Annotated in this window: 11 protein-coding genes and 1 pseudogene; 7 read left to right on the top strand and 5 right to left on the bottom strand. The window is 48.5% G+C overall.

Going from position 1 to position 18,399, the window contains the following annotated elements; genetic code table 11:
• Positions 1-66 precede the first annotated feature (66 nt).
• Positions 67-231, bottom strand: coding sequence for a molybdopterin dinucleotide binding domain-containing protein (locus ACWJJX_RS15415; RefSeq protein WP_411859373.1), 165 nt, complete (start codon positions 229-231; stop codon positions 67-69).
• Positions 232-344: 113 nt separating this feature from the next.
• Between ACWJJX_RS15415 and ACWJJX_RS15420 the strand changes: the two genes are divergently transcribed.
• From ACWJJX_RS15420 to ACWJJX_RS15440, 5 genes and pseudogenes are all read left to right on the top strand, one after another.
• Positions 345-1,547, top strand: a complete 1,203-nt coding sequence (locus ACWJJX_RS15420) for a GTP-binding protein (protein WP_070081342.1) — start codon at positions 345-347, stop codon at positions 1,545-1,547.
• A gap of 64 nt (positions 1,548-1,611) precedes the next feature.
• Positions 1,612-2,748, top strand: a complete 1,137-nt coding sequence (locus ACWJJX_RS15425; RefSeq protein WP_454023101.1) for a zinc-dependent alcohol dehydrogenase — start codon at positions 1,612-1,614, stop codon at positions 2,746-2,748.
• 14 nt (positions 2,749-2,762) lie between these two features.
• Entirely contained in the window at positions 2,763-3,197 is a 435-nt protein-coding gene (locus ACWJJX_RS15430) for an RDD family protein (protein WP_021494203.1), read from the top strand.
• Positions 3,198-3,314: 117 nt separating this feature from the next.
• Entirely contained in the window at positions 3,315-3,590 is a 276-nt protein-coding gene (locus ACWJJX_RS15435; protein WP_369719109.1) for a YckD family protein, read from the top strand.
• Between the two features lie 213 nt (positions 3,591-3,803).
• Positions 3,804-4,034, top strand: a pseudogene (locus ACWJJX_RS15440) (family 1 glycosylhydrolase); the annotation flags it as partial.
• A gap of 18 nt (positions 4,035-4,052) precedes the next feature.
• Here ACWJJX_RS15440 and comJ read toward each other — a convergent pair.
• From comJ to hxlA, 4 genes are all read right to left on the bottom strand, one after another.
• Entirely contained in the window at positions 4,053-4,451 is a 399-nt protein-coding gene (comJ, locus tag ACWJJX_RS15445; RefSeq protein WP_077721770.1) for a competence protein ComJ, read from the bottom strand.
• Positions 4,452-4,472: 21 nt separating this feature from the next.
• On the bottom strand, positions 4,473-4,910 hold the full coding sequence (locus ACWJJX_RS15450; RefSeq protein WP_003156588.1) for a NucA/NucB deoxyribonuclease domain-containing protein: 438 nt from the start codon (positions 4,908-4,910) through the stop codon (positions 4,473-4,475).
• Positions 4,911-5,270: 360 nt separating this feature from the next.
• Positions 5,271-5,828: a 6-phospho-3-hexuloisomerase gene (hxlB, locus tag ACWJJX_RS15455; protein ID WP_077721772.1), complete on the bottom strand. Its 558-nt coding sequence runs from the start codon at positions 5,826-5,828 to the stop codon at positions 5,271-5,273.
• Positions 5,825-6,460, bottom strand: a complete 636-nt coding sequence (gene hxlA, locus ACWJJX_RS15460; protein WP_369614626.1) for a 3-hexulose-6-phosphate synthase — start codon at positions 6,458-6,460, stop codon at positions 5,825-5,827. Before hxlA ends, hxlB begins: the two co-directional genes overlap by 4 nt.
• Positions 6,461-6,691: 231 nt before the next feature.
• On the opposite strand from hxlA, the gene ACWJJX_RS15465 reads away from it, so the two are divergent.
• Both ACWJJX_RS15465 and srfAA read left to right on the top strand, forming a co-directional pair.
• The gene (locus tag ACWJJX_RS15465) at positions 6,692-7,054 is read left to right on the top strand and encodes a winged helix-turn-helix transcriptional regulator (RefSeq protein WP_016936795.1); all 363 of its coding nucleotides are present in this window, start codon (positions 6,692-6,694) and stop codon (positions 7,052-7,054) included.
• Between the two features lie 588 nt (positions 7,055-7,642).
• A complete protein-coding gene (gene srfAA, locus ACWJJX_RS15470; RefSeq protein WP_454023102.1) occupies positions 7,643-18,397 on the top strand; it encodes a surfactin non-ribosomal peptide synthetase SrfAA in 10,755 nt (3,584 codons plus the stop codon).
• The last annotated feature ends 2 nt before the right edge of the window (positions 18,398-18,399 follow it).

The following is an 18,399-nucleotide window of genomic DNA, read 5'->3' on the forward strand; positions in this document are numbered from 1 at the left end:
AATATTTAAGATGCATGTTATGAAATGTAACAAAAAATACGAAAAAATCTAAAAATTTTATGAAAATTAGATAGGGATGATTCGTACCGCACACATCTTAAAACCGGGCATTTTACAGTCCGGATCCAAGGCTTCACCAATTAAATCGTTGACGTTTTGCTTGTCAGACCAATGGATGGGGACAAACAACGTGTGATGTGTCTGACTTTTACTTGATTTTAAACGGAGAATACATCAAAATAAATAGTAACGATTACGATTTAAAACTATGTACATCATGATGAAAATAAGGCAGTTGCGAGATATAAATCGTAATTATTCTATTTTGTCAGGGGGCTATTGATATGAAAAAAATTCCGGTTACAGTATTGAGCGGCTATCTTGGTGCCGGAAAGACGACCGTTTTGAATCATATTTTACAAAACCGCAACGGTTTAAAAATTGCCGTCATCGTCAATGACATGAGCGAAGTAAATATAGACGCGGGCTTGGTGAAGCAGGGAGGCGGTTTGTCAAGGACGGATGAGAAACTTGTAGAATTATCCAACGGCTGTATCTGCTGCACGCTGCGTGAAGATTTATTAGTCGAAGTTGAGAAACTCGCGAAAGACGGCAGGTTTGATTATATTGTCATTGAATCAACAGGGATCAGCGAACCGATTCCCGTTGCCCAGACATTTTCTTATATAGATGAAGAAATGGGCATTGATCTGACAACATTCTGCAGGCTGGACACAATGGTGACCGTGGTGGATGCAAACCGCTTCTGGCATGATTTCCAGTCCGGTGACACCCTTCTTGACCGGAAGGAAGCGGCGGGAGAAGAGGATGAACGGGTGATTGCCGACTTATTAATTGACCAAATCGAGTTTTGTGATGTGCTCATTTTAAATAAATGCGACATGGTGGGCGAAAAAGAGCTTGAACAGCTGGAAACGGTTCTTTGCGCATTACAGCCCCGTGCCAGACTGATCCGGTCCGTCCGCGGAGAAGTGCCCGCCGAATGCATATTGAATACCGGTTTATTTGAGTTTGAGGAAGCGAGTTCATCAGCAGGGTGGATAAAGGAACTGACGGCAGGTCATGAAGCGCACACTCCGGAAACGGAAGAGTACGGCATCACTTCGTTTGTGTACTCGCGGCGTCTGCCGTTTCATACCGTTCGTTTTGACAGCTGGCTGCATCAATCAATGCCTGACAACATTGTGCGCGCAAAAGGAATTGTTTGGTGCGCAACCCGCAACAGCCTTGCGCTGCTGATGTCTCAGGCGGGTCCGGCGGTTTCGATTGAGCCTGTTTCTTATTGGGTGGCGGCAATGCCGAAACTTGAGCAGGAGCAGATCAAACAGCAGGAACCGGAGATTCTGGAAGATTGGGACGACCAATTCGGAGATCGTCATACGAACCTGGTGTTTATCGGAACAGATTTAGATGAAGCCGCCATTACAAAGGAATTGGATCAGTGCCTGCTCACGCCGTCTGAGTTCGATTCCGACTGGTCGCAGCTTGAGGATCCTTTTCAATGGGATATTCAGCGGGCTGAATAGCATACCGGCCAAGTTTAGAAGCAGGTGAAAAGGGAAGGAGTGATGAAAAAGGAGCTGACCAAGTGTGAAAGCATTGACATATCAAGGAAAAGAACATATGGAAGTGAAAGAAGTCCCGGCACCCGCCATTCAAGATGAGAGAGATGTCATCGTTCGAATTACCGCAACCGGGATATGCGGTTCAGACCTTCATTTATATAAAAACGGAATACCCGCCGATCCGGGTTATATTGTCGGGCATGAGCCGATGGGAATCGTTGAAGAAACGGGCAGTCAAGTCAAAAAACTGAAAAAAGGCGACCGGGTCGTGATTCCTTTTAACATCGGCTGCGGAGAATGTCATTATTGCAAGCATCAGATGGAAAGCCAGTGTGATGAATCAAATCCAAATCCTCATACAGATGCCGGCGGTTTATTCGGTTTTTCGGAGTTTAACGGAAATTATCCCGGCGGACAGGCTGAATATTTACGTGTTCCTTACGCTGATTTCTCTTCTTTTCTGGTTCCGGCAGACAGTGAGCTTGAAGATGAGCAGGTGCTGCTTCTGTCAGATGTCATGCCGACCGCCTTTTGGAGCGTTCAGCACAGCGGAGTGAAGAAAGGAGATACAGTCGTTATTCTAGGATCAGGTCCGATCGGCTTAATGGCGCAAAAATTCGCGTGGAAAAAAGGAGCTAAACGGGTTATCGCAGTTGATCAAGTCCCGCACCGCCTTGAACATGCGAGACGCATAAACGGAGCAGAGACCTTCAATTTTTCAGAACATGATGAGATCGGGAAACTGCTGCACGAACAAACGTCAGGGGGTGCGGATGTAGTGATTGATTGTGTCGGAATGGACGGCACGCCGCTTTCAAAAGAAAAAGCAGAGCAAAAACCGAATCAGTTCGGAACGATCAGCCCGATTCTTACAGCATCAGAAGCCGTTAAGAAGTTCGGAACCGTGCAGCTCACGGGCGCATACATTTCTGAAGCGGACGGCTTTCCGCTCGGCGATTTTTTCACACGCAACGTTTCTTTAAAAATGGGCCAGGCACCCGGTATTCATCTGATGCCGATGCTGTATCAATTGATCGAACAAAATGAAATTGATCCGACGGATATCATTACACACAAAATGAGTCTTGCGGAAGCTCCTGCTGCATATGATATATTTGACAAAAAAGAAGATGGCAACATTAAAGTGATTTTGAAGCCATAGCGAGGGGAAACATGATGAATATTTACAGACCGGCGGGATTTTGGATCAGATTGGGAGCCGTTGTACTCGACTATTTAATTACTTCAGTGCCTTTGGCGATTATTTTTATGCTGGCAACAGGAAAAGATCCGAATGAGAGCGCAATGATCAGCATCATTTTGACTCTTTATGGTATTTTGCTCCCTGTATACTGGAACGGTTATGTTATCGGCAAAAAGATCTGTGGTATCCGCATCGTCAAAAAAGACGGAACTCAGGTAGGCTTTCTCACTATGATTTTGAGAGTGCTTGTGGGCGGCCTGATATATGGCGTGACGTTTGGAATCGGTGTGATCGTGAGCGCATTCATGGTCGGAATGAGAGAAGACAAACGGTCAATCCACGATTTTGTAGCGGGAACGTATGTCACATACGCGCTGCCGGACGAATCGATTGAAAAGAGCGAATAATTTCGCTCTTTTTTTTGCATAAAAAATGGATGAGGGAGCAACATATAACAAACGTTAAAGGAGGAAAGAGTCATGAAAAAAGCTGCATTGTCTTTAGCTGCGTTTTTCATTACAGCAATGGTTTTCACAATGCCGGCACACGCCGAAACAAAAATGCCTTCAACAATGTCACTCACGGAACAGCAGAAAAAAGAAATTGAATCACTTGAAAAAGAAGTGCTCGAAAAACGCAAACATGTCATATCCAAATATGTTGAGTACGGGGTCCTGCCGAAAGAAAAAGCAGAACATATTAAACAGCATATGGACAGGCGCTTTAATATGATGAAACAAAATGGCTTTGTCCCGAAGCCTCCGCCTCATAAATTGGAAAAGCGGCATCATCATTCTTAAGCATCCGGCAAGCCGGATGCTTTTTTATCGGGATTGCTCTGAAATGAGTTTCATAACGTGTGATATCAATATCATACGCATCAGGAGGATGAAACACATGGTACATAAAAAACAGGGTCTGTTCCCTGATACATTTCTATGGGGGGGCAGCTTCGTCTGCCTATCAGGTTGAAGGAGCTTGGAATAAGACGGTAAAGGACCTTCAGTATGGGTGAACAGTGCAGAGTGGCTATTAGTGACGGAGTTCATCTCATCGGCTGCTGCAGCTGGTCATTCACGGATCTGTTAAGCTGGCTGAACGGCTATCAAAAACGCTACGGTTTTGTGTATAATCAATCGAGATAAAGAAGATGAAAAGGATTTGAAACGGATCAGGAAAAAAGTTTTTATTGGTACCAGAATGTAATTGAAACAAACGGTAAAAGTCCCCTGAGAGAAATATGATTCTCTCAGGGATTTCTTTTACATTGCGTCTGCATCAATAATATACGTATCCGCATGAAGATCGGATATTTCGGCAGGCACTGAATAACAGGTAAGGCTGTATCGGCCTTTCGGAATATTAAAGAAAAGCCGCTTTGACATCACGCTTTCAATCTCAATTCCATCTTTTACAGCCTCAAAGGGAACAGTCGCTTTTTTCTCATAGGATAGTACCGGTTCACTTGTGTTAAGCCTGAGGACGATAAATGCCCTCGTATTTCTCCTTGCTTCAAATGAAACAGCTCCGTCAGTTTCCGCATATCCTTTTTCAATGGCTTCATCGGTCCAATCGATAACAGGCGGTTCTGAATCTTTTTGGAAGATTGTAAATTGATGATAAGAAATGGCCAGTTCTTGCGGTTTCCATGATTTATTCAATGCGCTGTTCCTCCTGTTTTTTTACTTGATTTTAAATAATACTCTCGTTCCGTCGGGATCATTGGTAAGCTGGTGTCCGACCCAAGAGCCGGCTCCGCGGTTGTCTGCCGGAGAAATATATTCTACGGAGGCATTGTTTCCGCCCTGTTTACAAACCGCCATCGGCCATTCATCCCTATCGTATCCCGTTTTGACAGGCACATGTTTAAGAGATTGCTCACGCCGCTTATGTACTCCGTCTCTGTCAATGGTGCATATGCTGGAATGCCCTTCTTTTATCGCGTCCTTAATATGCTTTGCTGTTTCCGGATATCGATCGGACGGAAATAGGATTACTTTGTCGTAATCACTCTTCTGAACGGTCTGCTCGTTATCTGAGAAAAGATCACCCTTGATCAGGGCCGCGACTGCTCCGGCAATGATGATAAGAACAAGCAGCAGTGCTTTTAATGTTTTCAAGAGTATCAATCACCTCCAGTTTTAAATTGCTTTAAAGCTGGTCCAAGAATAAAGCAGAATCAGCCGGCTGTAAAGCTGTTAAAATATATTTCTCAGCCGCAATTCAGCTGAATATCTGTAAAACCATCCGCACAAATCAATTTTATTCATTAAATATCCGATCAGAAAGTGTTTTTTGCCGTTTCTCTATTCAGAAATGAACGGTTGCGGCCGTATCGTCAATTGACTTATTATAGCGATAAGCTCACCGGCAGGATATCTTCGTCTGCGAGTGTCCGACCCGAAAACCTTGGCCGTCTTGTCATTGTGCGCAACAGGACGATAAAAAGACGGCCATCTGATAAGAAGGCCGTCAGCAAATCATTCCAGATTCGCATGCTTTGTAAACATGTCTGCTGAATTCAATTCTTTTTTCTCCATGATTTTTAGAATAACCGCATCGTAAAACAGCAGAAGAGTTTGTTCGAATAAAGAACCCATCGGCTGAATCGTCTTTCTGTCTCCGCCGGTCTCTTCCTTAGGAGAGCCGGGAATCGTTATCGTAAGATCAGCAAGTTTGCCGAGACTTGAATCGGGGTTAATCGTTAATGCAGTGATGATGCCGTTAAGGCTTTTGGCTTTTTCAGCCGTATGAAGCAGACTTTTTGTTTCGCCTGAGCCTGAGCCGATGATGACGAGACCGCCTTCTTGGAGGGGAGGGGTAAGCGTCTCACCGACGATGTAAGCGTTCAGGCCGATGTGCATCATCCTCATGGCGAACGCTTTAGCCATAAAGCCGGAACGCCCCGCTCCGGACGTGAAGATTTGATCTGCCGATAAAATCTGATCTGCAAGCTTGTCAGCTTCACTGTCGGCTATTAATGCTGCGGTGCGGGATATTTCATTTAGTATTTCATGTAAGTATTCAGTCGTTTTCATGATCCTTGTGAGATCAGCTGTTTCATTTTAGCAGCAGCATCCGCTTTATTGTCAGCTCCCGTAATGCCTCCGCCGACAATGATTAAATCTGGGTTTTGTTTGATGGCTTCAGGAAGCGTATCAAGTTTAATGCCCCCGGCAATTGCGGTTTTAGCGCTCTTGACCGCTTTTTTAATCGCCGTCAGTTCCTCGAATGAATTCTTTCCTTCTGCTTGAAGATCATAACCTGTGTGAACACAAATATAATCAACACCGAGTTGGTCAATTTCTTTTGCCCGTGTTTCAAGGTTTTTTACGTTAATCATGTCGACGAGAATTTTTTTCTGCTGTTTTTTTGCTTCGGCAACCGCCCCTTTGATCGTTGAGTCGTCTGTCGCTCCTAAAACGGTGATGATGTCGGCGCCCGCTTCTGCCGCTTTCATGATCTCGTAGCCGCCTGCATCCATGATTTTAAGATCGGCAAGCACTTTCAGGTGAGGAAAGGCTGATTTCATTTTCTGTACGGCTTTCAGGCCTTCATTAATGACAACGGGAGTGCCGATTTCTACAACATCTATATATTGTTCGACTTCTTTCACAAGTTCAATTGCTTCCGGGATATTCACTAAGTCTAATGCCAGCTGTAATTCCACTTTATATCCACTCCTCTTTTTCGTGTATTTACATTCTATAGAGTGCCCCGCATGTTGAGAAGTACGCACTTTGAAGTCTAATAGTTACTTTGAGGATACTGTCCCCGCAGGCAATGCGCTTTGTTTCAGCAAAACTGCGTGGTAGTATAAACTGATGAAAGTTGTGTAAAAAAGTAAGCGTGTATGAATAGATGATGAACGTACAAAAAGTAAGAGGAAGGAGAATGGCCCGTGAGCCGAATGGATAAGAAAACGTTTAATTGCGAAAAGGAATTGACGCTTGCCGTGATAGGCGGGAAGTGGAAAATGCTGATTATGTGGCACCTGGGAAAAGAAGGGACAAAGCGTTTTAATGAGCTGAAAGCTTTAATTCCGGATATTACGCACAAAATTCTTGTGAATCAGCTCAGGGAGCTGGAGCAGGATCTGATCGTTCACAGGGAAGTTTACCCTGTCGTCCCTCCGAAAGTGGAGTACTCATTAACGGAGCAAGGAGAGACCCTTATGCCGATTTTGGACGCCATGTATAAGTGGGGAAAAGAATATATGGAATTAATCAACATTGATAAAACTGCAATAAAGGAATCTTTTTGAAGCGCTCTATGTAAAATAGAGTGCTTTTTTTGCGGTTTAATGAAATCATATTGCGAACGATTAAATCTCCTGTTTCGGTTCTTGCGCTGTTTTTTCCCCATCAGCTAATATATGAAAACTATTTTCATTCTGCCATAACTGGATATTCGAAAGATTTATACTATAGTTTAAAGATTTTTAATTTTACATAAATAATATTTTTAAAAATAAATTGCGGGATGCCGCAAAATACCCTCTGGAATTGTCGGAATTTTTTTCGGTGTGCCGAATGAAACTTTTCACCCATTTTTCGGTGATAAAAACAATAATTTCATATAAAGTGAACGTAAGTAGATATATAGTAATTCATGAAGAAATAGGTAAACCCTGTTGCTTACAAACATTGGATTCTTGTCTTGATTTCTCATAAATTTGAGCCGCATTTCGGACTGTGCGGGTGAGTGGATTGCGGATTTCGGCGGTGATTGAATCGGGATCGTTTTGGAGGTAAGTGGTTCTTTTGGCTTGATAATGAGTTAGGGACATTGAGGGAGGCTGTTTCTAAGGGAGAATTGACAATTTTATCTTAAAAAGGGGAGGCGCACACATATGGAAATAACTTTTTATCCTTTAACAAATGCTCAAAAACGTATCTGGTATACAGAAAAATTCTATCCGAACACAAGTATTTCAAATCTTGCCGGGTTCGGGAAACTCATTTCTGATGACGGCGTACAGGCTCATTACGTTGAGAAAGCGATACAGGAATTCGTCCGGCGGTATGAGTCGATGAGAATCCGTCTGCGGCTTGATGATGAGGGGGAGCCCGTTCAATATGTGAGCGAATACCGTCCGCTGACTATCGAACATACAGACATCAGGCAAGCCGGCTGCTCTGCGGAAGAGCTGTCAAAATGGGGACGTGACGAGGCAAGCAAGCCTCTGGCATTATATGATCAGGATTTATTCCGTTTTTCCGTGTATACCATCAGCGAAAATGAGGTCTGGTTCTACGTTAATGTGCATCACGTTATTTCAGACGGGATTTCCATGACGATTCTGGGCAATGCGATTACTGATATTTATTTGGAGCTTTCGGGCGGATCAAGTGAGGAACAGACGGAGATTCCTTCCTTTATCGAGCATGTGCTGACTGAGCAGGAATATGTGCAGTCGAAGCGGTTTAAAAAGGATCGGGATTTTTGGAACGGGCAGTTTGAGACCGTGCCGGAGCTTGTGTCCCTGAAACGGAGCCAGGCAGATGCGGGTCTTGATGCGAAACGGTTTTCTCAAGAAATTCCTCACGACTTATATGGCCGCATTCATTCATTCTGCGAGGAGCATAAAGTCAGCGTACTATCTCTGTTCCAGTCAGCTCTGATCACTTATCTCTACAAAGTGACCGGCCGGGATGACGTTGTCACAGGTACGTTTATGGGAAACCGGACGAATGCGAAAGAAAAGCAGATGCTCGGGATGTTCGTATCTACGGTGCCTGTGCGGACAAGCGTTGACGGAGGACAGTCTTTCTTGGAATTCGTTAAAGGCCGGATGAAGGATCTGATGAAAATTCTCCGCCACCAAAAGTATCCGTATAACCTGCTTGTCAATGATTTGCGCGCTTCGAAAAGTTCGCTGAGCAGATTGTTTACGGTAGCTCTGGAGTACCAGGTGATGCAGTGGCAGAAAAAAGAGAATCTGTCCTTCCTGACAGACCCTATTTTCAGCGGAAGCGGTACAAATGATATTTCGATTCATGTGAAGGAACGATGGGACACTGGGAAATTGACGATTGATTTTGACTATCGCAGCGACATATTCAAGGGAGAGGAGATTGTATCTGTTTCTGAACGTTTGATCACGCTGATTGAAGATGCGATTTCATCTCCTGATCGCATAATTGATGAGCTTACTCTTCTTTCTGAATCCGAGAAAGAGCGGCTGCTGACACGGGCCTCCGGCAATCCGGTGAATTACCGCGGGGAGATGACGATACCGGGGCTGTTTGAAGAGAAAGTGAAGTCACTGTCTGACAAACCGGCGGTGGTGTATGAAGGCCGAACATTGTCCTATCGCACATTGCATGAACAGTCAGGCCGAATTGCCGGACGCCTTCTTAAAGCCGGGATATCAGCCGATACTCCTGTCGCGGTGCTGCTTGGCCGTTCTGAGCGTGTCATTGCGGCAATATTGGGAATTTTGAAAGCGGGCGGCGCTTATGTGCCGATAGATCCTGATTTTCCGGCGGATCGGATTCAGTACATTTTGGAGGACAGCGGAGCGAAGGCTGTTCTGACGGAGGCCGGAATACAGGCGCCTGTATCGGATGCCGAACGGATTGATTTTGACGAGGCTGTTCAGTTTGAAACGGCTGCGGACGGTGTCAGCACACAATCAGACCGGCTGGCTTACATCATCTACACGTCAGGTACAACCGGGCGGCCGAAAGGCGTGATGATTGAGCACCGGCAAGTTCATCATCTGGTGCAATCACTGCAGCAGGAGATTTATCAATGCGGTGAGCAGACATTAAGAATGGCGCTTTTGGCTCCGTTTCATTTTGATGCGTCCGTCAAACAGATTTTTGCCTCGCTTCTTTTGGGACAGACGCTTTATATCGTGCCGAAAACGACTGTAACGAATGGCTCGGCACTGCTCGACTATTATCGTCAAAACCGGATTGAAGCCACTGACGGAACCCCTGCGCATCTGCAGATGATGGTTGCGGCGGGAGATGTCAGCGGAATTGAATTGCGCCACATGCTCATTGGGGGAGAGGGCCTGTCCGCCGCTGTTGCTGAACAGCTGATGACGCTCTTTCATCAATCGGGCAGGGCGCCGCGTCTGACGAATGTGTACGGGCCGACAGAAACGTGCGTAGATGCATCCGTGCATCAGGTGTCAGCCGATAACGGAATGAATCAACAGGCGGCGTATGTTCCGATCGGAAAACCGCTCGGCAACGCCCGTTTGTATATATTGGATAAGCACCAGCGGCTTCAGCCCGACGGCACGGCCGGTGAGCTGTATATCGCGGGTGACGGTGTAGGCCGCGGCTATTTAAATCTTCCGGATTTGACCGCAGAGAAGTTTTTGCAAGATCCGTTTAACGGAAGCGGCCGCATGTACCGCACGGGTGATATGGCGCGCTGGCTGCCGGACGGGACGATCGAATATATTGGCCGTGAAGATGATCAGGTGAAAGTCCGCGGCTACCGTATTGAGCTGGGAGAAATTGAAACGGTGCTCAGAAAAGCTCCGGGCGCGGCCCAGGCCGTCGTGCTGGCGCGGCCGGATCAGCAGGGCAGCTTAGATGTTTGCGCATATATCGTTCAGGAAAAAGGAACCGAGTTTCACCCTGCCGAGTACAGGGAGTATGTGTCCAAGCACCTTCCAGATTACATGGTGCCCGCTTACTTTACAAAAACGCACGAAATTCCGCTCACGCCGAGCGGTAAGGCAGACCGCAAAAAGCTGTTTGCGCTCGATGTGCAGGCTGTCAGCTCATCCGAATATGCCGCGCCGAGAAATGAAACGGAGGAAACGCTCACCGTCATCTGGCAGGAAGTCCTCGGAATGGATAAGGCGGGCATTTATGATCATTTCTTCGAGTCAGGCGGTCATTCATTAAAGGCGATGACGCTTCTGACGAAAATTCATAAGCAAATGGGCGTTGAAATTCCGCTGCAATACTTGTTTGAGCATCCGACGATTGCGGCGCTTGCCGATTATGCGGAAAACCGAAACGAAGGACAGGCATTCAGTGCGATTGAGCCGGCTGAGAAGCAGGCGAGCTATCCGCTTTCGCTCGCTCAGCAGCGGACTTATATCGCGAGCCAATTTGAAGACGCGGGAGTCGGATATAACATGCCGGCTGCGGCCATGATTGAGGGCGCTTTAGACCGTGAAAAGCTTGAGCGTGCATTTTCTGCCTTAATCAGCAGGCATGAAGCGCTCAGAACATCGTTTCAATCAGAGGACGGCACGCCGAGACAGGTGATTCACGAACATGTTCCGTTTCATATTGAAATGATCGAAGCGCGCGGAAGAACGAATGAACAGGTCATGAAGGACTTTGTGCGCCGTTTTGATTTATCTGAGGCGCCGCTGTTCAGAATCGGCCTGCAAACGCTCGGTCACAATCGCCATATGCTGCTGTTTGATATGCATCACCTGATTTCTGACGGGGTGTCTATTTCCATCATGCTGAAGGAACTGGCTGACATCTACGGCGGAGATCAGCTGCCTGATTTGCGCATTCAATATAAAGATTATGCCGTATGGCAGGCGGAACGGGCGAAAGAAGGCTACAAGAAGGAGCGGGCGTACTGGAAAGAAGTCTTCAGCGGCGAACTGCCGGTGCTTCAGCTGCTCCCTGATTATCCGCGGCCGCAGGTGCAAAGCTTTGAAGGTGACCGCGTGTCCGTCAAGCTGCCGAAAATGCTGCGGGAACGGCTGCAGAAGCTTGCCGAGAAAAACGGAGCCACTCTTTACATGGTGCTGTTATCGGCATACTATACGCTGCTTTCTAAGTATTCGGGACAGGAAGACATCATCGTGGGAACACCGTCAGCGGGAAGAAATCACTCTGATACCGAGGGGCTTATCGGGATGTTTGTCAACACGCTTGCGCTGCGAAGCTCCGTGAAGCAGGATCAGACATTTGCCGGCTTGTTAGGTCATGTGCGGAAACAGGTGCTGGACGCGTTTTCCCATCAGGATTATCCGTTTGAGTGGCTGACCGAGGAGCTGAACGTGCCCCGGGACATGAGCAGGCATCCGATATTTGACACGATGTTCAGTCTGCAAAATGCTTCGGACGGAATTCCGGAGATCGGCAACCTGACGCTGTCTCTTCATGAAACCAACTTCAATATCGCTAAATTCGATCTGACAATGCAGGCCCGGGAAACAGCGGAAGGCATTGCGCTCGATTTGGATTATTGCACGAAGCTGTTTAAGCGCTCAACTGCGGATCGCATGCTTGCGCACTATGTCCGTCTGCTGGAGCGCGCGGCAGCTCAGCCGGATGCGAAAATCAGCGAATATGATCTGCTTTCTGAATGGGAGGCTTTGAACCAATTACAGCGGTTCAATCCGGAGCGCACAGCATACCCGAAAGAGCAAACGATCGTGCAGATCTTTGAAGAACAGGCCCGAAAGAACCCTGACCGGACAGCTCTTCAGTTCGAAGGGGAAACTCTGTCGTATCAGCAGCTGAATGAACGCGCCAACAGGCTTGCGCGGCATATTCTTTCGGTCGGAGGCGGCGGGAAAACCGCGGCTGTTTTATGTGAACGGTCAATGGACATGATTGTTTCCATTATGGCTGTGTTAAAAGCGGGGTCCGCCTATGTGCCGATTGATCCTGAGCATCCGGTTCAGCGGATTCAGCATTTCTTCCGCGACAGCGGGGCGAATGTGCTCCTGACTCAGCAAAGCCTCAAGCCGCTTGCGGAAAAGGCCGGTTTTCAAGGCGTCATTGTGCTTGCTGATGATGAGGCGAGCTATGAAAAGGACTCTCGCAATCCAGCATTGCCGTTTGATTCCAAAACGATTGCCAATCTCACTTATACATCAGGCACGACGGGAACGCCGAAAGGAAACATCGTCACACATGCCAACATTTTGCGGACGGTAAAAAACACGAACTATTTGACCGTTTCTGAAGAGGATACAGTGCTCGGTCTGTCAAACTACGTCTTTGACGCTTTTATGTTTGATATGTTCGGTTCGCTGTTAAACGGTGCAAAGCTTGTGATCGTCCCGAAAGATACGGTGCTGGACATGTCGCGCCTGTCCCGTGTGATCAAACGGGAGAACGTCAGCATTCTGATGATTACGACGGCCCTGTTCCACCTGCTTGTTGATATGGAGCCGTCCTGTCTGACGACGCTTCGGAAAATCATGTTCGGGGGCGAAAGAGCGTCTGTAGAACATGTCAAAAAGGCGCTGGCGGCAGTCGGAAAAGGAAGACTGCTTCATATGTACGGTCCGTCGGAAAGCACGGTGTTTGCGACATACCATCCGGTGGATGTCATTGAAGAGGATACGCTCTCCGTTCCGATCGGTAAACCGGTCAGCAATACGGAAGTCTTTATTATGAACTCAGCCGGACGCATTCAGCCGGCGGGTATTGCGGGAGAGCTGTGCGTCAGCGGGGAAGGTCTCGTAGAAGGCTACTACAACCGTCCTGAACTGACGGAAGAAAAATTTGTAAAGCATCCGTTTAAGGAAGGTGAACGGATGTATAAAACGGGCGACTTGGCCAGATGGCTTCCGAATGGCGATATCGAGTTTATCGGACGTATCGACCATCAGGTGAAAATCCGCGGTCAGCGGATTGAGCTTGGCGAAATTGAGCATCAGCTTCAAAGCCATGACCAGATTCAGGAATGCATTGTGCTCGCTGTGGATCAAGGCGCGGGTGACAAACTTCTTTGCGCGTATTTTGTCGGCCTCAGGGAAATCTCTTCCCGGGAGCTGAGAGAGCATACGGCGAAGGATCTTCCGGCTTATATGATTCCGTCCGTCTTTATTCAATTGGATGAACTGCCTCTTACAGGGAACGGAAAAATCGACAGGCGGGCGCTGCCGATGCCGGATGTGACCGCAGCGAATGCCGTGTCATATACGGCGCCGCGCAATGAAACAGAACAAAAACTGGCGGATATTTGGGCTGAGGTGCTGCAAATGGAACGGGTCGGCGTCCATGATCAGTTCTTTGAGATCGGGGGCCACTCGTTAGCGGGGATGAAACTGCTGGCCCTTATTCAGAAGACATTCGGCGTGCAGCTTACCTTAAAGGATCTGTTCACTTCTCCGACGGCTGCGGGGCTGGCGCAGCTGATTGAAGGGGCTGAACGGAAGGCGGCTGAGAGCATCGCACCGGCGGCCGAGCGGGAAACGTATCCGGTTTCTTCACCGCAGAAGCGGATGTTCGTGCTTCAGCAGCTGGAAGGCGCTGAAACAAGCTATAACATGCCGTCTGTGCTCCGCTTAAAAGGAAAGCTTGATGCAGAAAAGCTGAAATCCGTTATGAAACAGCTGACAGAACGCCATGAAGCCTTCAGAACGACATTTGACATAAAGGATGGAGAAACGGTTCAGCGTATATGGGCGGAAGCTGATATCGACATGGAATATTATGAAGCCTCTGAAGAAGATGCTGAACAGATTATTCAGAGCTTTATCCGGCCGTTCCGTCTGGATCAGCTTCCTCTCGTCAGAACGGGACTGGTCAAGCTGGCTGAACATGACCACCTGCTGCTGTTTGATATGCACCATATCATTTCGGACGGCGCTTCAGTCGGCGTGCTGATAGATGAACTGTCCCGCTTGTATGGCGGCGAAACGCTTGAGCCGCTGCGGATTCATTATAAAGACTATGCGGTATGGCAGCAGAAATTTATTCAATCAGAGCAGTACCGCAAGCAGGAGGAGCATTGGCTTCGGGAGCTTGACGGCGAGCTTCCGGTATTGACGCTGCCGGCTGATTACAGCCGTCCGGCCGTGCAAACCTTTGAAGGAGACAAGCTGGTCTTTTCTCTGACTGAGGAACAGACGTCGGCTCTTCGCAGTCTTGCGAAACAAACGGATTCTACCATGTACATGGTGCTGCTGGCGTCATACAGCGCCTTTCTCTCAAAACTGAGCGGACAGCATGACATCATTGTCGGCTCGCCGGTTGCGGGACGATCACATGCGGATCTCGCAAACGTCATCGGTGTTTTTGTGAATACACTCGCGCTTCGTACGTATCCGGAAGCGGACAAAACGTTCACGGACTATCTTAAAGAAGTAAAACAAACCGCTTTACATGCATTTGACGCGCAGGATTATCCGCTTGAAGACCTTCTGCAAAAGGTTGAGGTGCAGCGTGATACGAGCCGAAATCCGCTGTTTGATGCGGTATTCTCAATGCAAAATGCAAATGCTGAAGATCTGGTCATGGAAGGAATCGAGCTGAAGCACCATCCGTTTGACAGAAAAACAGCCAAGTTTGACCTGACAATGACGGCTGAGGACACAGGCGAAGGCTTAACGTTTGTGCTTGAATATAACACCGCGCTGTTTAAACCGGAAACGGCAGAGACGTGGAAGCATTATTGGCTTCATCTGTTAAAAGCCGCAACGGAAAATCCGGCTGCGAAGCTTTCTGAGCTTTCATTGGTGAATGAAACAGAAAAACAAGCCCTCCTTGACGCATGGAAAGGAAAAACAATTTCTGTGCCGCGGGCCAAAACGGTTCATCGTCTCTTTGAAGAAACGGCCGCCCGCCATGCGAACCGGCCGGCCGCGGCATACAACGGCGCGAAATGGACGTACGGCGAGCTGAACGCAAGGGCGAACCGGATCGCGCGCATTCTTATGGACTGCGGCGTCACGGCTGACGAACGTGTCGGCATTTTGACGAAACCGTCCTTGGAAATGGCCGCGGGCGTACTCGGCGTCTTAAAAGCGGGCGCGGCATTTGTGCCGATTGACCCCGACTACCCGGAAGAGCGCATCAGCTACATTCTGCAGGACAGCGGCGCCAAGCTTCTTCTCACACAGGAAGCGCTCGACGTGCCGGATGGCTACAAAGGTGAAACGATCCTGCTTGACGGCAGCCGCTCCATTCTGAGCCTGCCGCTTGATGAAAACGATGAAGCGAACCCGCAGACGGAAACAACGGCGGATCATCTCGCTTATATGATTTACACGTCAGGAACGACCGGACAGCCGAAGGGTGTCATGGTCGAACACCATGCGCTTGTGAACCTGTGCTTCTGGCACCACGACGCATTCGCCATGACGGCGGATGATAAAAGCGCCAAATACGCGGGCTTCGGTTTTGACGCCTCCATCTGGGAGATGTTCCCGACATGGACCATCGGCGCGGAGCTTCATGTCATTGACGAAGCGATCCGGCTGGATATCACCCGCTTAAATCACTATTTCGAGGAGCACGGCGTGACCATCACCTTCCTGCCGACGCAGCTGGCCGAACAATTTATGGAGCTGGAAAATACCTCTCTCCGCATGCTTCTCGTCGGCGGCGACAAGCTGAAGCGGGCGGTGAAAAAGCCGTACACGATCGTCAACAACTACGGTCCGACGGAAAACACCGTCGTCGCGACAAGCGGCGTCATCAATCCTGAGAAAGGATCGCTTTCGATCGGACGGGCGATTGCCAATACGAGAGCTTATATTCTCGGCGACGGAGATCAGGTGCAGCCGGAAGGCATTGCCGGTGAATTGTGCGTGGCCGGCCGCGGCCTTGCGCGCGGATACCTGAACCGTGAAGAAGAAACGGCGAAGCGGTTTACCGCAGATCCGTTCGTGCCCGGCGAGCGCATGTACCGGACCGGCGACCTCGTCAAATGGAACGCGCAGAGCGGCATCGAATACATCGGCCGTATCGACCAGCAGGTCAAAGTGCGGGGCTACCGGATCGAGCTTTCAGAAATCGAAGTCCGTCTCGCCCAGCTTGCGGATGTTCATGACGCAGCGGTGACGGCTGTGGAAGACAAAGCGGGCAATACCGCGCTTTGCGCCTATGTCGCGCCTCAGCAGAACGATATTGAAGCGCTCAAAGCCGCGCTGAAAGACACGCTGCCTGACTACATGGTGCCGGCGTTCTGGGTGGAGATGGACGAGCTTCCGGTCACCGCAAACGGAAAGATTGACAAAAAAGCCCTGCCGGAACCGGACATTGAAGCGGGAAGCGCCGCTTACAAAGCGCCGGAAACGGAGATGGAGACGCTGCTTTCTGACATTTGGCAGGAAGTGCTCGGTCTTGATCAGATCGGCGTAAGCGATAATTTCTTCACGCTCGGCGGCGACTCGATCAAAGGCATCCAAATGGCGAGCCGTCTGAACCAGCACGGGTATAAATTGGAGATGAAAGATCTCTTCCAGCATCCGACCATCGAAGAGCTCGTCTCTTACGTGGAGCGGACGGAAGGCAAGCAGGCCGATCAGGGACCTGTCGAAGGCGAAGCGGACTTAACGCCGATCCAGCGCTGGTTCTTTGAGAAAAACTTTACGGACAAACACCACTGGAACCAATCCGTCATGCTTCATGCGAAAGGCGGCTTTGATCCGGAGATAACAGAAAAAACATTACATGTCCTGACGGTGCACCATGATGCGCTCCGGATGATTTATCGTGAACAAAAACCGTATTACAGAGGGCTTGAGGATGCGTCTGTTGAACTGAACGTCTTTGAGCTGAACGGACCTGCTGAAGACCATGAGGACCGTATCGAACGGGAAGCAGACCGTCTTCAAAGCAGTATTTCACTGGAAACAGGACATCTGCTGAAGGCCGGGCTCTTCCGGGCTGAAGATGGAGACCACCTTCTTCTCGCAATCCATCACTTAGTCGTGGATGGTGTATCTTGGCGGATTTTACTGGAGGACTTCACGTCCGTTTATACGCAGCTGAAGCAAGGCAATGAACCGGCGCTGCCTCCGAAAACACATTCATTCGCCGAATTTGCTGAAAGAATCAAAGAATACGCAAATACGAAGGCGTTTCTGAAAGAAGCGGATTACTGGAGAGAGCTTGAGGAAAAAGAGGTATGCACTCAGCTTCCGAAAGACAGGCAGTCTGGTGATCAGCGCATGAGACATACGAGAACGGTCAGCTTCTCTCTGACGCCTGAACAAACTGAACAGCTGACGACAAACGTACATGAAGCCTACCATACGGAAATGAACGACATCCTGCTCACGGCGCTCGGACTGGCGCTGAAAGAGTGGACGGGTGAAGACACGATCGGCGTTCATTTGGAAGGCCACGGGCGCGAAGACATTCTTGACGGCCTGAATATCACCCGGACGGTCGGATGGTTTACGAGCATGTATCCGATGATCCTTGAGATGAAGCACGCCGACGATCTTTCATATCAGCTGAAACAAATGAAAGAAGACATCAGACACATCCCTAACAAAGGAGTCGGCTACGGCATTCTGCGTTATGTAACGGCGCCTGAGCATAAAGAGAGTCTTTCATTTGAGATTGATCCGGATATCAGCTTTAACTACTTAGGCCAGTTTAATGAGATGTCGGATTCCGGCTTATTTACAAGATCCGGGATGCCGTCAGGACAATCGCTGAGCCCTGACACAGAGAAGCCGAATGCGCTGGATATTGTCGGATTTATAGAAAATGGGCAGATGACGATGACGTTTGCCTATCATTCTCTCGAATTTCATGAAAAAACCATTCAATCGTTCAGTGACAGCTTTAAAGGGCACCTCTTGAAAATCATAGATCACTGCCTGGCCCAAGACGGACCTGAGCTTACGCCTAGCGATCTTGGCGATGATGATCTGACGCTTGATGAACTTGATAAATTAATGGAAATTCTCTAACA

The sequence above is a fragment of the Bacillus sp. YH3-2-B2 genome (assembly GCF_053663335.1).